The following is a 15,494-nucleotide window of genomic DNA, read 5'->3' on the forward strand; positions in this document are numbered from 1 at the left end:
CTTTTACATCTCTTCTAATTCATTTTCCTCATAATATCTCGTCACTTTCGATGTAAATAATACACCATGTAAATGATCGATTTCATGTTGAATTGCACGTGCTAGAAAATCGTCGGCCTCTAATAAAAATACTTTTCCACGACGATTTTGAGCGCGCACTTTAATATATTCCGCACGCTTTACCTCACCATAAAGTCCCGGAAAACTTAAGCAGCCTTCGGGACCTACTTGTTCACCACGTTTTTCTAAAATAACTGGATTAATCAGTTCAATCTTTCCAGTATCATCGCCGATATCAACAACAGCCACTTGCAAACTTACACCGACTTGCGGTGCAGCTAAACCGACACCATCTGCAACTAACATTGTTTCGTGCATATCTTTTAATAACTTCACTAACTTTTTATCAAAGTTAATAACCCGTTCACATGGGGTTTCTAACACTTCATTTGGATGATTTACAATTGCTAAAACTGCCATATTTCCCTCCGCTACATTAACATTGTTGGATTAAAGTCAATTGAGATCTGTAGCTCTTTTTGCATTTCTGCTTGATAATGTTCATTTACCATTCTGAGCACGTACTTTAAGTTTGGTTCCCGTTTGTATTTTATCATGCATTGATAGCGATATCTATCCTTTATCCTTGGAATTGCTGATGCAACCGGACCTAATATCATCGTTTGCTGTGAACAGTGTTGCCGTAAGTAGCCGACAATTTTTTCCGTTACTTGCACTGCTTTTAATAATTCTGGATGCGATACTGTTACAAGAGCAACATAATAGTAGGGTGGATACTGCATCATTTTCCTCATATGCATCTCTCGTTCAAAGAACACATCGTACTGCTGATCTTTTGCTAGTTCTACACTATAATGCTCCGGTGTATACGTTTGAATTACCACTTCCCCTGGTAAATCATGACGTCCAGCACGTCCGCTTACTTGTGTCAATAACTGATACGTTTTTTCACTTGCTCGAAAATCTGGCAAATGTAGCATCGTATCAGCGGTTAATACACCAACAAGCGTAACTTTTGGAAAATCAAGACCTTTCGCAATCATCTGCGTTCCTAGTAAAATATCCGCCTTCTCTTCACCGAATGCTTTTAACAGCTTTTCATGCGTCCCTTTACGACTTGTCGTATCAACATCCATTCGAATGACACGCGCTTCAGGAAACAACTTTGTAATTTCTTCTTCCACCTTTTGTGTACCTGTTCCGAAGAACCGAATATAGGAACTATCACAAGCAGGACAAGCATTTGGTAAATTTTCCTCATAGCTACAATAGTGACATTTCAAACGATTATTCATCCTGTGATACGTAAGTGAAATATCACAATGTGGGCATTGTACCACATAGCCACAATCACGGCACATGACAAATGTCGAATGCCCTCTTCTATTTAAAAAGAGAACCATTTGCTCCTTTTTCTCTAATCGATCCGTTATTTTTTCATGAAGCAGCTTAGAAAACATCGAACGATTCCCATCACGCAATTCTTCACGCATATCGATAATCTCCACTGTAGGCAACGCTTGTTCATTCATACGTTTTTGCATTGTTAACAGCTCGTAGACACCTTTTTTTGCTCTAGCAAATGATTCAAGTGTCGGTGTGGCACTTCCGAGCACGACTGGACAGCCATGATATTGACCTCTCCAAATCGCAACATCACGCGCATGATATCGTGGATTGTCTTCTTGTTTATAGCTAGATTCATGCTCTTCATCAATAATAACAATACCTAAATTTTCAAATGGAGCATAAATGGCAGATCGTGCTCCCACAACCACTTTGACTTCTTTTCGTAAAATTTTACGCCATTCATCATATTTTTCCCCAACTGATAATGCACTATGAAGAACAGCAACTTGAGAGCCAAAGCGTCCTTTAAAACGATCTACCATTTGCGGTGTTAACGCAATTTCTGGAACGAGCACAATCGCTTCTTTTCCTTTTCGCAATACCGCATCGATTGATTGTAAATACACTTCGGTTTTACCACTTCCTGTTACACCATATAGTAAAAATGAATTGTGCGTTTCATTTGCAATAGATGACAAAATAGGCGTAATCACTTGCTCTTGTTCAGTTGTAAGCGGAAATGGCTTTGTCTGTTCAAATGCATCATCGTCATAAGGATTACGATATACTTCCACATACTTTTCTGAGAGTAACCCTTTTTTCACAAGTGACTTTACCGGCGCATCTGTTATTTGCAGTTCTTCTGTTAATGTTTTTAATGGTACGCTATGATAATTTTCTACAAAATAATAAAGTACGTCTTGTTGCTTCTTACTTTTCAGCTCATATGCTGCTGCTTCTAATTGTTCTTGAAGAAGCACAGGCTGAACCACTCTTTGTTTTTTCTTTTGTACTTTATCCCTTACTTTGTACACAACTTCAATCGTACCGTTTGCAATCTCTTTTTGTACTATACGATATATATGTGGATGTGCCCCAAGTTCTTCCCAATCTATTACTTCTTTCTCTTGAAATAAAACACGTACCTCATTAGCTACTTCTTCAGGTTTATGAAGCTGTAATTGCTTTTTATAAGTCGCTTTTATAGCAGTTGGAAGCATAACTTGAAAAGCGGAAATGGTATAACATAACGTTTCATTGGTAAGCCAAAACCCGAGCTTTAACAACTCTTCATTTAAAACTGGTGTCACATCTAATATTTCATGTAATGCCTTTAATTTTTTACTTTCTACATCTACAGAGTCTTTTATTTCAATAATAAAACCTTGCAATTTTCGCGGACCAAAAGGAACAACAACACGCATACCCGTCTGTACAAGATCTTCCCATTTCTTTGGAATGACATAATCAAACGGCCTATCCGTTTGACGTGCTGGTACATCAACGATTACACTGGCAAATTTCATGCGTGGTCCTCTTCTAGCATCGCTTCAATTTGCATTAAGATTTCACGAGCTACTTCTCGCTTTGTTAAAAGCGGTAATTGAATAGTCTCTCCACCTTTTTTATACATTGTTACAATGTTCGTATCCGTCCCAAAGCCCGCACCAACTGCCTTCACATCATTGGCCACAATCATATCAGCATTTTTCTCACGTAATTTTTTCGTTGCGTATTCTTCCACATTTGTTGTTTCAGCCGCAAAACCGATGAGCAGTTGATGTTCTTTTTTCTCACCTAATGTTTTCAAAATATCTATCGTTCTTTCTAATTCAATAACTGTATCGCCGCTTTTCTTTTTCATCTTCTCATCATAGACAAACTTCGGACGATAATCTGCTACCGCAGCTGTTTTAATCACGACATCCATAGCATGATAATTGTGTAGCACAGCTTCTAGCATGTCCTGCGCCGACTGAACTTGTACGGTTGTTACATTCGCAGGCGGTGTTAAAGCTGTTGGACCTGAAACAAGAATCACTTCTGCTCCCAGTTCTGCTGCAACTTCTGCTAAAGCATATCCCATTTTTCCTGATGAAAAATTCGTCATAAAACGAACGGGGTCAATCTTTTCACGCGTTGGCCCTGCTGTCACTAAAAGTTTTTTTCCTTTCAGTGGCTTATTTTGTGCAAAAACCTCTTGTAATCGAGTGATAATTATTTCTGGTTCTTCTAAGCGACCTTTTGCAACATATCCACAAGCTAAAAAACCTTCTCCAGGTTCGATAAATGTATATCCAAACGTTTTTAACGTTACCATATTTTTTTGAACAATTTTATTTTCATACATATGCACATTCATAGCAGGTGCAATCCAGACCGGTGCTGTAGTAGCTAATATTGTTGTTGTAATCATATCGTCTGCAATGCCATTTGCAAGTTTCCCAATACAATTCGCTGTTGCTGGTGCAACAAGTACCACATCTGCCCAATCTGCTAAGTCGATATGTGCAATCACTGCAGAATCTTTTTCATCAAATGTATCTGTATATACATCGTGGCGAGAAAGCGCTTGAAACGTAAGAGGTGTCACAAACTTCATCGCTGACTCACTCATCATTACTTTTACAAGTGCTCCTGCTTGCGTTAATTTACTTGTTAAAGCCGCTGCTTTAAAGACAGCAATGCCTCCTGTTACACATAGAAGTATCTTTTTCTCTTTTAGCATATGACTCGTCCTCTTTCTTTTAAAACTTATTCTGCTGAAATGTAGTAATTCCAGCTAGTCAGTGCTAGCATTCCATCAAACAAAAGTCTTTTTTGTTCCGTCTCTACCGTAAAAAAATAACAACCTACTTGTAAATAGGTTGTTACCGTTACATAGAAAAGTATAATGTCTATGTTTTCATTTGTCGAAGAGAATGCCTTATTCAGACACTTTCTCTTCGCTTGGCTCGTAGCTTAATACTTCTGCATCAATTTCTTCTAGTGCTTTTCCCACACATTTATGAGATACAGGTTGCGTAATCACACAATTATCAGCAATTTGCATTTCACGAGCACGTTTCGCTGCTACTGTTACTAATGTATATTTAGAGTCGATTTTTGTTAATAATGAGTCAATTGATGGATTTAACATATTATATACCCTCCGTCATTTCTTTGTAATATTTTGCTACTCTCTCGCGGCGACAGTGTTCACCGACCACAATGGCTTTAATACGTTCGCAAGCAAGTTCTACTTGATCATTTTCTACAACATAGTCATAAGCGTCCATCATATCGATTTCTTCTTTTGCTACTGTTAAACGATTTTGAATGACATCTTCTGTCTCTGTACCACGGCCAACGATACGGTTCTTAAGCTCTGATAAACTTGGAGGAGCTAAGAAGATAAATACGCCTTCTGGAAATGCTTTCTTTACTTGAAGTGCGCCTTGCACTTCAATTTCTAAGAACACATCTTTCCCTTGCTGCAATGTCTGTTCTACATAATCGACTGGTGTTCCATAATAATTCCCAACAAACTCTGCCCATTCAAGCAACTTTTCGTTACGAATCATTTCTTCGAACTCTTCTCTTTCTTTAAAGAAATAATCCACACCATCTACTTCACCCTCACGTGGTTTACGTGTTGTTACTGAAATAGAGTATTGTAACTTTGCATCTTCATGGCTGAACAATTCTTTTCGAACCGTCCCTTTCCCAACGCCAGAAGGTCCTGAAAGAACGATGAGCAACCCTCTTCTACTTCTCATAAATATGTAAAACCTACCCTTCCTCACTTAAATCTTCTTTATTATTTAAACGATGTGCAATCGTCTCAGGCTGAATTGGACTTAATACAATATGCCCATCATCCATGACAATAACTGCCCTTGTTTTTCTCCCATACGTAGCATCAAGCAGCACGTTATGTTCACGTGCTTCCTGTACCGTTCGTTTAATAGGAGCTGACTCCGGACTTACAATAGCAATAATTCGATGAGCAGATACGATATTCCCATATCCAATATTTAAAAACCGCATGGCCATAGTTTGCGCCTCCTAGTAAGTCTATCCGATTTCTCCACCACGTATAACTTTATCTACTTTTTTGACAGCTACTCAATATTTTGTACTTGTTCACGAATTTTTTCAAGGTTATTTTTCATTTCTACAACATATTTTGAAATTGTTAGGTCGTTTGCCTTTGAACCAATCGTGTTAATTTCACGATGCACTTCTTGTACGATAAAGTCCATTTTTCTACCAACGGGCTCCATAATTTGCAATGCTTCATTAAATTGATCTAAATGGCTTTGTAAACGAACTAATTCTTCATGAATATCACAACGCTCTGCAAACATAGCTATTTCTGTTAGCAACCGTTGTTCATCTAACTCTTGATTATGTAATTCCTTTAAACGATTTCCCAATCGTTCCCGGTACTTTTGAATCACAATTGGTGCATGTGGAATAATCGCATTTACACAATTGTGAATCTCTTGTAGACGATGCTCTATATCTTTATGTAATCGTTTCCCTTCACCATCTCTCATCATTTTCAACATATGAGCAGCTTGGCGAACAGCTTCATATAAACTATCTTCAAATTGTTCGTTTACATTTTCCATTTCTTCAATTGCCGTTACCTCTGGCATTGTCATTAATTGTTGTAATGTAATGGAATCTTGTAATTGAAATTTCATTTTTGCATCTTCCATAATGGATTTATATTGTTCCAGAAGTGGCCAATCCACACGTAATTTTCGTTCAACAAGCCCTTCACCTGCAATAGTAACAGACATTTCAATACGTCCGCGGCGAACTTGTTCAGCAATCAACTTACGAATTTTATCCTCAAATACCATCATTTGCTTCGGAAGTCGAATGTTCATCTCTAAAAAGCGATGGTTCACTGACTTCATTTCTACTATAATTTGAAAAGCATCGTTTTCCACCTTTGCTCGTCCAAATCCTGTCATACTCGAAATCATCTTTATCACATCCAAGCCATGAAATAACTCAACGAAAAAGGTAATAGAGATGCAACTCTACTACCTTTTGTAAATTATATCACATTTTCATATCATTGACTATTTCAAGTTTATACCTCGTTTATAAATTGCAGGCTTCTTTTTCTCTTTTTTACCCGTTAGTAAAGAACCGACTAACAAAAACGTTGGAATAGAAGATAAAGCAACAATGAGTAACCAGTCTCTTGCCTGAATTGGCATCGTACTAAAAACCGGTTGCAGTGGCGGATAATAAATAACAACGAGCATTAATAAAACCGAAATGATTACCGCTCCAACTAAATACAGGTTTCCAAACGGATTGCGATGAAAAATAGAATGTTCACTTCGGCAATCAAACACATGAATGAGCTGCGCTAATACAAGTGTTGCAAACGCAACTGTTTGTGCATATTTCAATTCATTTGGATGTTGATTATATGCAATGATAAATGCAAGCAGCGTTGCAATGCCAATTAAAAAGCCGCGACTCACAATTTTCCAAGCAAGCCCTCTCGCAAATACACCTTCTTTCGGATGACGTGGATTTCTCCTCATCACATCCCCCTCAGCAGCATCCAACCCTAGCGCCATCGCTGGCAAACCATCCGTCACTAAATTCACCCATAAAATTTGAATAGGAACGAGTGGAAGCGGTAATCCTAGCAGCATTGCAAATAACATAACAAGAATTTCTCCAACGTTTGATGCTAATAAGTAACGAATGAATTTCCGGATATTTTCATATATATTTCTTCCTTCTTTAATTGCTGCTTTAATAGTAGCAAAATTATCATCTAGCAGTACGAGAGATGAAGCTTCTTTTGCCACATCCGTACCCGTAATCCCCATTGCTATTCCGATATCAGCAGTTTTAATTGCTGGAGCATCATTTACTCCATCCCCTGTCATCGCTACGATATGATCTTTATTTTGAAGAGCCTTCACAATTTTCAATTTATGCTCAGGAGACACGCGGGCAAACACATATGTGTCTTCTACAATATCCTCTAGTTCCTCGACAGACATTTTTGCCAGCTCTACACCTTCCACAACACGGCCATTCGGTGGTAAAATGCCTAACTGTTCAGCAATTGCCATCGCTGTTACTTTATGATCTCCTGTAATCATCACTGTTTTAATACCAGCATCTTTACACTCTTGTACCGCTTGCTTTACTTCCGGTCTTGGGGGATCAATCATTCCCTGTATGCCAACAAGCATTAAATCTTTTTCTACTTCTCTTTCATGCTCAATTTGATCTGTGACTTTTAAAGGTCTAAACGCAACAGCGATCGTCCGGAGCGCTTGACTTCCAAGATTATGAATAGCCGTTTGCACTTCATTTCGATACAGTTCACTTAACGGCTGCTGTTTATTTCCCCATAAAATGGTTTGACTCATTTGTAAAAGGACATCCGGCGCTCCCTTTGTTACTACAAACTTTTTACCGTCACGATCACGAACAATGACACTCATCATTTTCCGTGTTGAATCAAAAGGAAACTCACGAATGATTTCAAACTTTCCTTTTAAAGCTTCTCGTGATATACCCGCTTTCATTGCCGCGGCAACAAGTGCTCCTTCTGTCGGATCTCCATCTAAGACATACGATTTTTTCTTCTTCATAATGTTGGCATTATTACATAAACAACCAAATGTTAATAATTGATATAGAGAACGGGCAGATGTCGGATCAATCTTCTGCTCATCTTTCATAAACGATCCAGTAGGTTCATACCCTTTCCCTGTTACATGCCATGTGTCTCCACTGGCCCACATGTGCGTGACCATCATTTTATTTTGTGTCATCGTCCCTGTTTTGTCCGAACAAATAACTGAAGCGCACCCTAAAGTTTCTACCGCTGGAAGTTTTCGAACGATTGCTTTCTTTTTAATCATACGCTGTACACCGAGTGATAAAGCGACTGTAACAATAGCTGGTAAACCTTCAGGTATCGCAGCAACTGCAAGTGACACACCCGCTAAGAACATGTGATATACTTCGTTCCCTTGATAAACCCCTGCGAGTACGACGAGCGCTGTTAAAATAAGAGCAACAATAATTAAAATTTTCCCAAGTTGTTCTAGCCTTCTCTGCAAAGGCGTTTCCATTTGCTCTGCATTTTGTAACATATTTGCAATTTGTCCCATGGCAGTATTCATTCCTGTTCCTACTACTACTCCTACCCCTGAGCCTCTCGTTATCATCGTTCCCATAAAAGCCATATTTTTTTGATCACCAATCGCTACATTTGAACCTTGCAGTGCTTCCACTTTCTTTTGAACGGGTACAGATTCTCCTGTTAAAGCTGATTCTTCAATATATAAACTTGATGTTTCAATGAGTCGAATATCAGCTCCAATACGATCCCCGCTAGAGAATTTAATAACATCACCAAGGACCAGACCTTTTGACGGCGCTTTTATCCATTTTCCATTTCGTAAAACTGTGACTTGCGGGGCGGCTAATTCCTTTAAAGCTTCTAGTGATTTTTCTGCTTTTCTCTCTTGGAAAAAACCGAGAATCCCATTAATAATGACAATTGCTACAATAGCAATCGCATCGATATACTCTCCTAAAAATGCTGAAATAACTGTTGCACCAAATAAGACAAGTACCATAAAATCTTTAAACTGTGCCAAAAATACAACGAGTGCAGAAGGCCGCTTTGCTTCTTGCAATTCATTTGGGCCAAGCTTTTTTAATCGCCCTTCTGCTTCTTGCTCTGTGAGCCCTATCTTTACATTCGTATTCGTTCTTTCTTCTACTTCATGTGCACGCATTTCATACCAATTCATCTCGCCATCGACCTCCTGATTGCAGACATGCTCTAATGAAAGCTTATTCAGCCTCGTCCAAAAAAATGCTATAATTAACATTTAGTTAGAAAGGAGTGTTCATTATGGCATTCGATGGATTATTTACGAGAGCGATTACACATGAAATTGCAAATTCTCTTCAAACAGGAAGGATTTCCAAAATATACCAACCGTCTAAATATGAAATTTTGTTACATATTCGGGCAAACGGAAAAAATCAAAAGCTACTTCTCTCCGCCCACTCTACATATGCGCGTATGCATCTTACAAGTCAAAGCTATGACTCACCCGCTCTGCCGCCCATGTTTTGCATGTTGCTGCGCAAACATTTAGAAGGTGGATTTATTGAAAAGATTGAACAAATTGATTTAGAACGAATCATTCAAATCACGGTTCGTAGCCGTAACGAAATTGGTGATGAATCAGTAAAAACATTAATCATTGAAATTATGGGTCGTCACAGCAATATTATTTTAGTAGACTCCAAAACAAATATGATTTTGGATAGCTTAAAACACGTTTCCTTAGCAGTAAACCGTCACCGTACTGTATATGCTGGAGCAGAGTATATCGCACCACCAGCGCAGCATAAAAAGAATCCTTTACAGATTGAAACGAAAGAAGAATTAATTAGACCATTAGACTTTTTAGCAGGAAATATGGATAAACAACTTGTTCAAACCTTTATGGGGATTTCTCCACTATTTGCAAAAGAAGTGGTCACAAAAGCTGGCATGGTAAATGAAAATGCATTATCAGAAGCATTTTTCACATTACAGAAATCGCTGAAATTACATCAGTATACGCCAACAATGATAAAGGCAAACGGGAAAGAATTCTTTTACTTATTCCCACTTACACATCTAAAAGGTGAAGAAAAAGCATTCTCATCTGTAAGTGAACTGCTAGATCGCTTCTTCTTTGGAAAAGCAGAACGTGACCGCGTGAAACAGCAAGCACATGATTTAGAACGATTTATGCACAATGAAAAAACAAAAAATGAAAAGAAATTAATTAAATTACAAAAAACATTACAAGACGCTGGCAAAGCCGATAAATATCAATTATTCGGTGAATTACTTACTGCTAATATGTATGCATTGAAAAAAGGTGACAAAGAAATTGAGGTTATCAATTACTACGATGAAAATAGCAGAACGGTAAAAATTACATTAGATCCACTGCGAACACCATCACAAAATACACAGCGTTATTTCCAAAAATATCAAAAAGCAAAAAATTCTGTCGCAATTGTTACCGAACAAATTGAAAAAACAAATGAAGAAATTCTTTACTTTGACAGCCTACTGCAACAAATGGAAGCTGCCTCTTCAAAAGATATTGAAGAGATCCGTGAAGAATTAGCTGAAGAAGGATATGTTCGTAATCGCAAATCCAAAAATGCTAAGAAAAAACCGACAAAACCTGTATTAGATAAATATATTGCAAGCGATGGAACAGAGATTTTAGTCGGTAAAAACAATAAACAAAATGATTATTTAACAACTAAATTCGCACGTCGTGATGAAATTTGGTTACATACGAAAGACATTCCAGGTTCACACGTTGTCATTCGTTCATTAGAACCTTCTGAGGAAACTTTATTAGAAGCCGCAAGACTTGCTGCTTATTACAGTAAAGCAAAAGAATCTAGCTCTGTTCCCGTTGACTTCACAAAAATTCGTCATGTGAAAAAACCGAGCGGTGCGAAGCTTGGGTTTGTTACATATGATAACCAACAGACACTGTATGTAACACCAGATGCGGATACTGTTATGAAGTTAAAAGCTTAATTCAATCCATAATAAAAAGGCATTGCTTTCGTGCAATGCCTTTTTACTATGGACTACATCTATTTCATGATCGTCTTTATCAAAAAAAGGATACTTGTTTATTTAACTCATATATGAATTAACTAATTCATAACATCTTTCTTTTGTCATTGTATATTTCTCTTGAGCAGCATCTATATATCTCATCGTTCCGTTGTTTGGGTCTTTTAAAATAACATCAATTCTATTTTCTTTCAATTTAATCCATTCAATTTGTTTTGCTTTCATAGTTTCAAATGCAGCAGCTGGCATATTATCCTTTAACACCCGATAAATTTCATTCAGTTTATCATCCCATAACTGAGAATTATCTCCAATTTCATTCGCTATGTCCATTGTAGCAGTGAGACCTGAATGTTTCTCTTGTTTTTCTAAAGCTGACAATTCATTAAGAAACTTGGTTTTGCTTAATCCTGAAGAAGAAGATTCTACCCCTGAGGCTGTATAAGTTTCTTGATTTTTATTATTGCTCGAATCATTTTGGTTAGCGTTAGTTGGTTCTTGATTAGATTCTTCCTGTTCTTGATTTTCATCACCTGAATCTTCCTCATAACCATATTTAATTACTGATGTTGCAGCATTAACAGCAAGAGTCTGTCCATTTACTTTAAATATATAATTTTTATGATTACTATTATCTTCTTTTATGAATGTTATATCTTTAAACTCAATAATATGTAAAAACTTCTCTGCTTCTTCTTTTGTAAGATTTAAATCAACTTCTGTATCAAACGACCATTTATCCATTAACCATTTACTATCTTTATAAATTAAATGAAATTCCCATGTTTCTGCTGGATTGCCCATATCATTAGCAGGAACTAATGTATCAATTTTTAGCTTTTCCTTTTCTTGTACAAAAGCAAATCTCATTTCAGGTTCAATATAGATTGGAAAAGGTTGCATGTCTGTGTCTCTTGAAGCATTATATGTTTCAAGCAATCTACTTAACTGATTTTTTGCAAATTGTTCAGAAATAACAGCCTTCAATCCATCTTTAACCGTTTCAAGATCGCCAGGATTATTACGGCTCCAGCCATTTTCTTTTTCCATTTCGTCAAAAGACTGTACTATTTCATTAATATTTTCTTTTAAAACTTTTTTAGCCTCTTCTTCTGTTACTTTTGGAATTTCTTCAACTTTTCGTTTTGAATCCGTTTTTACTGTACTTTCTTTTCCTTGAGCTTCATCATTGTTCTTTCCGCAGCCTGCCATTAGCATACTTGCTGTTAAGCACAATAACATCATCGTTAATGCTTTCTTCATGTGTTAACATTCCTCGATTTCCTATTTAATTATTCTCCTCAAGCTTATAACTAGCCTGACAAATTCCTATTATATCAATAACTAAAACTAGCGTATACATAATACTCGATATTCTAAAAAACAACACTCCTCACTGATTATTAGCCCTCACCAATCGGGATTTTACGAGCAGTTCTCCCCACCTATCTTCTTTGGTCTCCTTAGAATCTTAAATTACTGCCCCCGAATAGCGGGATATATTTTCATCACTACATTTTAAATATTTATTACTCCAGACCCTTATTACTAGATTAAAAACATATGGTCATCTAAAAATGTTCAAAAAATGCAAATAAAAATATCACTTATATATCTATATAAATCCATTTTGGTTTTTCGACATTTAAGCCGCGGCTATGGGTAACAAAAGGTGACCTGCACTCGTTTTCTCTCTTTGTTTTCACTATGTCTGGGCAGGAAAAGGATCTGACCGCTTCTATGCATGGCCGGATGCTCTCTCCCACCTAAAAAAGGTTTTCTGTCGGTTTTTAATTTGTATTTATATAGATTCTTTGGCACTGTCATCACTTATTCCAGCTTTCTCAAAGAAAAAATCTAATTCTACTCATTTCTTTATCCTATGATCTATCTGAAAAAGGAATTTCCTTCTACACACAGAATTCTTTTTATGAAGAAATCATTTTCTGGGAGGAAATTATTTTGAATTTCTTAATTGATAAGATTGATGGATTAAACGTGGAGTTTTCCAAACTTGTTTCGATGATGAATTACGCCCGCTCTACAACATTACGGGCTGTATAAGGTTTAACAATTGAAGAACTCGATTACTTGTACGATGAGCAAGCAAATTCTATTGGTATGCTTTTGTATCATATGGCTGCAATCGAATTTTACTATCAGATTCATACCTTTGAAGATCGCGAGCCGACAGAAGCGGAATTAGAGCGCTGGTTACCAGGAGTTGAATTAGGAGACCTTGGACGTCAAAATATTAAAAATCAACCTTTAGACTACTACATAAATACTTTGCAAGAAGTTCGTGATAAAACAATCTTAACGTTTCAATCAATGCCAGATGAGTGGCTCTATAAAACAACGCCGTTTTGGCATGATAAACCAGCAAATAACTACTTCAAATGGTTTCACGTGTTTGAGGATGAACTTAGTCACCGTGGACAAATTCGGTTGATTAAAAAGATGCAAAAAACTCATTCAGTAAAATAATGAAAAGTGCTATCTCACAATGAGGTAGCACTTTTTATGTTTTAGATCTGTCATCATCTATTAATAATTTTTCATTCACTTTTGTAACTACAATTGTAGCAATGTTTCTTCTATAGCGTAAGCAAGAATGATCTTGTTTGCGCTTTTTATCCGCACAAATTGTTAGAGTATTCCACTCCTAAAAGGGGATTTCGGATTATATGAAGAAATCATATGAGGAGAACAAATACTTCAAAACGTTTATGAGAAACGAATTACTTCTTAAGAAAAGAGGACATGACCATGAGTGAATTTATTTTCGTCTTATTACTTTGTCCATTGCTTATTTTCATTGTTTCAGTAATTGGGACTCGCATGACAAAAACGTATTATGTTATGCCCATTGTAACATTTGCCATTTTTCTTATTTTAGGAGTTACAATGTTTAGTCCGTCCTTTTTCTTTTGGGTTGGCATGTATAGCATTTTCTCATTTATCGTTTCTTATATGACTTTATTATTTGTAAAAGAGTACGAAGCTGTAGAGAGAAAGCAATAACTATGTACCTTCCATCTTTTTTGTTTTTACTTCTAAACAAATTATTTACCTATAAAAAAACACGACCGTGTTTCCCCCCGCGGTCGTGTTTTCTTTATTACGCTGTAACCCAAGCCTCATCAGCTGGATTTTTGCGCCACTCTTGTAATTTTTTTGTTTCAGCTTGTCCGATCATCCCTTTTTCTTCTGCTACTTCAGTTAGTGTACTGTAGTCGCTTAAAGAATATGATGCTATGTTTGCTGCTGCTAATTTTTCTTTTCCTGCTTCAAGCTCATATGTGAAGATTGATACGATACCTAATACTTCACAACCAGCCTCGCGAAGTGCCTCTACACAAGTAATGGCACTACCACCAGTTGAAATTAAGTCTTCTACTACCACTACTTTTTGACCTTTTTCAGCTTTACCCTCGATCTGATTCCCTTTACCATGACCTTTTGCTTTGCTACGTACATAGCACATTGGTAAGTTCATGCGATCACTTACCCACGCAGCGTGAGCAATACCAGCTGTTGCTGTTCCCGCGATAACTTCTACAGTTGGGAAGTGTGTTTGAATTAGCTCTTCTAATCCTGCTGCAATCGCTTGACGTACTTTTGGATATGATAACGTTAAACGGTTATCACAATAGATTGGTGATTTCATACCAGAAGACCATGTAAATGGATCATTTGGTTGTAAAAATACTGCTCCAATTTCTAATAGATGAGATGCGATTTCTTTTTTCATATTGTTACACCTTCCCACTGTTGTTTTACTGTTTTATACGCTTCAAGCGGATTTTCTGCCTTTATAATACTACGTCCTACTACAATGTAGCTTGAACCAAGTTCACGCGCACGCTTCGGCGTTGCTACGCGTACTTGATCATTCACATCATCACTTGCAAGACGAATCCCCGGTGTTACTGTTACAAATGCACTCCCGCATACTTCACGTAATTTTGGTACTTCTAGGGTTGAACAAACAACACCATCAAGCCCGCTTTCTTTCGTTAGTTTCGCATAATGAGCAACCGCTTCTTCTAACGTTTTCTCAATGCCAATCTCTTTTCTCATCATAGCTTCCGATGTGCTTGTTAGCTGTGTAACTGCAATACAAATCGGTCTCTCTTTTCCTTCTTGCTTACCTTCCTCTAATCCCTCGAGCGCAGCTTTCATCATGCTACTTCCCCCAGCAGCATGAACGTTTACCATATCAACATCTAGACTAGCTAAGCTGCGCATTGCGCTTTTTACTGTATTCGGAATATCATGAAGCTTTAAATCTAGAAAAATTTGATGTCCTTTTTCTTTTAGGTACGTAATGATAGCAGGTCCCTCTTTGTAAAATAGTTCTTTACCAACTTTGACAAATAACTGTTCTCCTTCAAAGTGATGTAAAAACTGTTCTACCTCTGCTTTACCTGGAAAATCCAGTGCAACGATTAGTGACTGTGACATG

The 15,494-nt window shown here is 37.2% G+C and carries 14 protein-coding genes; 3 read left to right on the top strand and 11 right to left on the bottom strand.

The features are described 5' to 3' along the window. Window positions 1–3: 3 nt before the first annotated feature. The 8 genes from def to QRE67_RS17885 form a co-directional block, all read right to left on the bottom strand. Window positions 4–480, bottom strand: a complete 477-nt coding sequence (def, locus tag QRE67_RS17850; RefSeq protein WP_286121567.1) for a peptide deformylase — start codon at window positions 478–480, stop codon at window positions 4–6. Window positions 481–491: 11 nt separating this feature from the next. Further along, on the bottom strand, window positions 492–2,897 hold the full coding sequence (priA, locus tag QRE67_RS17855; RefSeq protein ID WP_286121568.1) for a primosomal protein N': 2,406 nt from the start codon (window positions 2,895–2,897) through the stop codon (window positions 492–494). Next, window positions 2,894–4,099 (bottom strand): bifunctional phosphopantothenoylcysteine decarboxylase/phosphopantothenate--cysteine ligase CoaBC, encoded by a 1,206-nt coding sequence (coaBC, locus tag QRE67_RS17860; protein WP_286121569.1) that lies wholly within the window; start codon window positions 4,097–4,099, stop codon window positions 2,894–2,896. Before coaBC ends, priA begins: the two co-directional genes overlap by 4 nt. Before the next feature lie 198 nt (window positions 4,100–4,297). After that, window positions 4,298–4,510, bottom strand: a complete 213-nt coding sequence (rpoZ, locus tag QRE67_RS17865; RefSeq protein ID WP_286121570.1) for a DNA-directed RNA polymerase subunit omega — start codon at window positions 4,508–4,510, stop codon at window positions 4,298–4,300. A gap of 1 nt (window position 4,511) precedes the next feature. Then, window positions 4,512–5,129, bottom strand: coding sequence for a guanylate kinase (gene gmk, locus QRE67_RS17870; RefSeq protein WP_286121571.1), 618 nt, complete (start codon window positions 5,127–5,129; stop codon window positions 4,512–4,514). Between the two features lie 13 nt (window positions 5,130–5,142). Next, complete coding sequence (remA, locus tag QRE67_RS17875) at window positions 5,143–5,406, bottom strand: extracellular matrix/biofilm regulator RemA (RefSeq protein ID WP_001251459.1); 264 nt, start codon at window positions 5,404–5,406, stop codon at window positions 5,143–5,145. Between the two features lie 68 nt (window positions 5,407–5,474). Next, the gene (locus tag QRE67_RS17880) at window positions 5,475–6,350 is read right to left on the bottom strand and encodes a YicC/YloC family endoribonuclease (protein ID WP_286121572.1); all 876 of its coding nucleotides are present in this window, start codon (window positions 6,348–6,350) and stop codon (window positions 5,475–5,477) included. Window positions 6,351–6,449: 99 nt separating this feature from the next. Continuing rightward, a complete protein-coding gene (locus QRE67_RS17885) occupies window positions 6,450–9,170 on the bottom strand; it encodes a calcium-translocating P-type ATPase, SERCA-type (RefSeq protein ID WP_286121573.1) in 2,721 nt (906 codons plus the stop codon). Window positions 9,171–9,274: 104 nt separating this feature from the next. Here QRE67_RS17885 and QRE67_RS17890 point away from each other — a divergent pair, with 104 nt between their 5' ends. Next, window positions 9,275–10,984 (top strand): Rqc2 family fibronectin-binding protein, encoded by a 1,710-nt coding sequence (locus QRE67_RS17890; protein WP_286121574.1) that lies wholly within the window; start codon window positions 9,275–9,277, stop codon window positions 10,982–10,984. Window positions 10,985–11,086: 102 nt separating this feature from the next. Here QRE67_RS17890 and QRE67_RS17895 read toward each other — a convergent pair whose 3' ends face one another. Continuing rightward, window positions 11,087–12,289, bottom strand: a complete 1,203-nt coding sequence (locus QRE67_RS17895; RefSeq protein WP_286121575.1) for a lysozyme inhibitor LprI family protein — start codon at window positions 12,287–12,289, stop codon at window positions 11,087–11,089. Between the two features lie 810 nt (window positions 12,290–13,099). On the opposite strand from QRE67_RS17895, the gene QRE67_RS17900 reads away from it, so the two are divergent. Next, window positions 13,100–13,513 (top strand): mycothiol transferase, encoded by a 414-nt coding sequence (locus QRE67_RS17900; RefSeq protein ID WP_286125313.1) that lies wholly within the window; start codon window positions 13,100–13,102, stop codon window positions 13,511–13,513. A gap of 282 nt (window positions 13,514–13,795) precedes the next feature. After that, window positions 13,796–14,050 (top strand): YbeF family protein, encoded by a 255-nt coding sequence (locus QRE67_RS17905; RefSeq protein ID WP_286121576.1) that lies wholly within the window; start codon window positions 13,796–13,798, stop codon window positions 14,048–14,050. Window positions 14,051–14,147: 97 nt separating this feature from the next. Here QRE67_RS17905 and pyrE read toward each other — a convergent pair whose 3' ends face one another. After that, window positions 14,148–14,780 (bottom strand): orotate phosphoribosyltransferase, encoded by a 633-nt coding sequence (gene pyrE, locus QRE67_RS17910; RefSeq protein WP_286121577.1) that lies wholly within the window; start codon window positions 14,778–14,780, stop codon window positions 14,148–14,150. Next, entirely contained in the window at window positions 14,777–15,493 is a 717-nt protein-coding gene (gene pyrF, locus QRE67_RS17915; protein WP_286121578.1) for an orotidine-5'-phosphate decarboxylase, read from the bottom strand. Before pyrF ends, pyrE begins: the two co-directional genes overlap by 4 nt. Window position 15,494 lies beyond the last annotated feature (1 nt).

Origin of the sequence: Bacillus sp. DX3.1 (assembly GCF_030292155.1) — a bacterium.
Taxonomy (GTDB): domain Bacteria; phylum Bacillota; class Bacilli; order Bacillales; family Bacillaceae_G; genus Bacillus_A.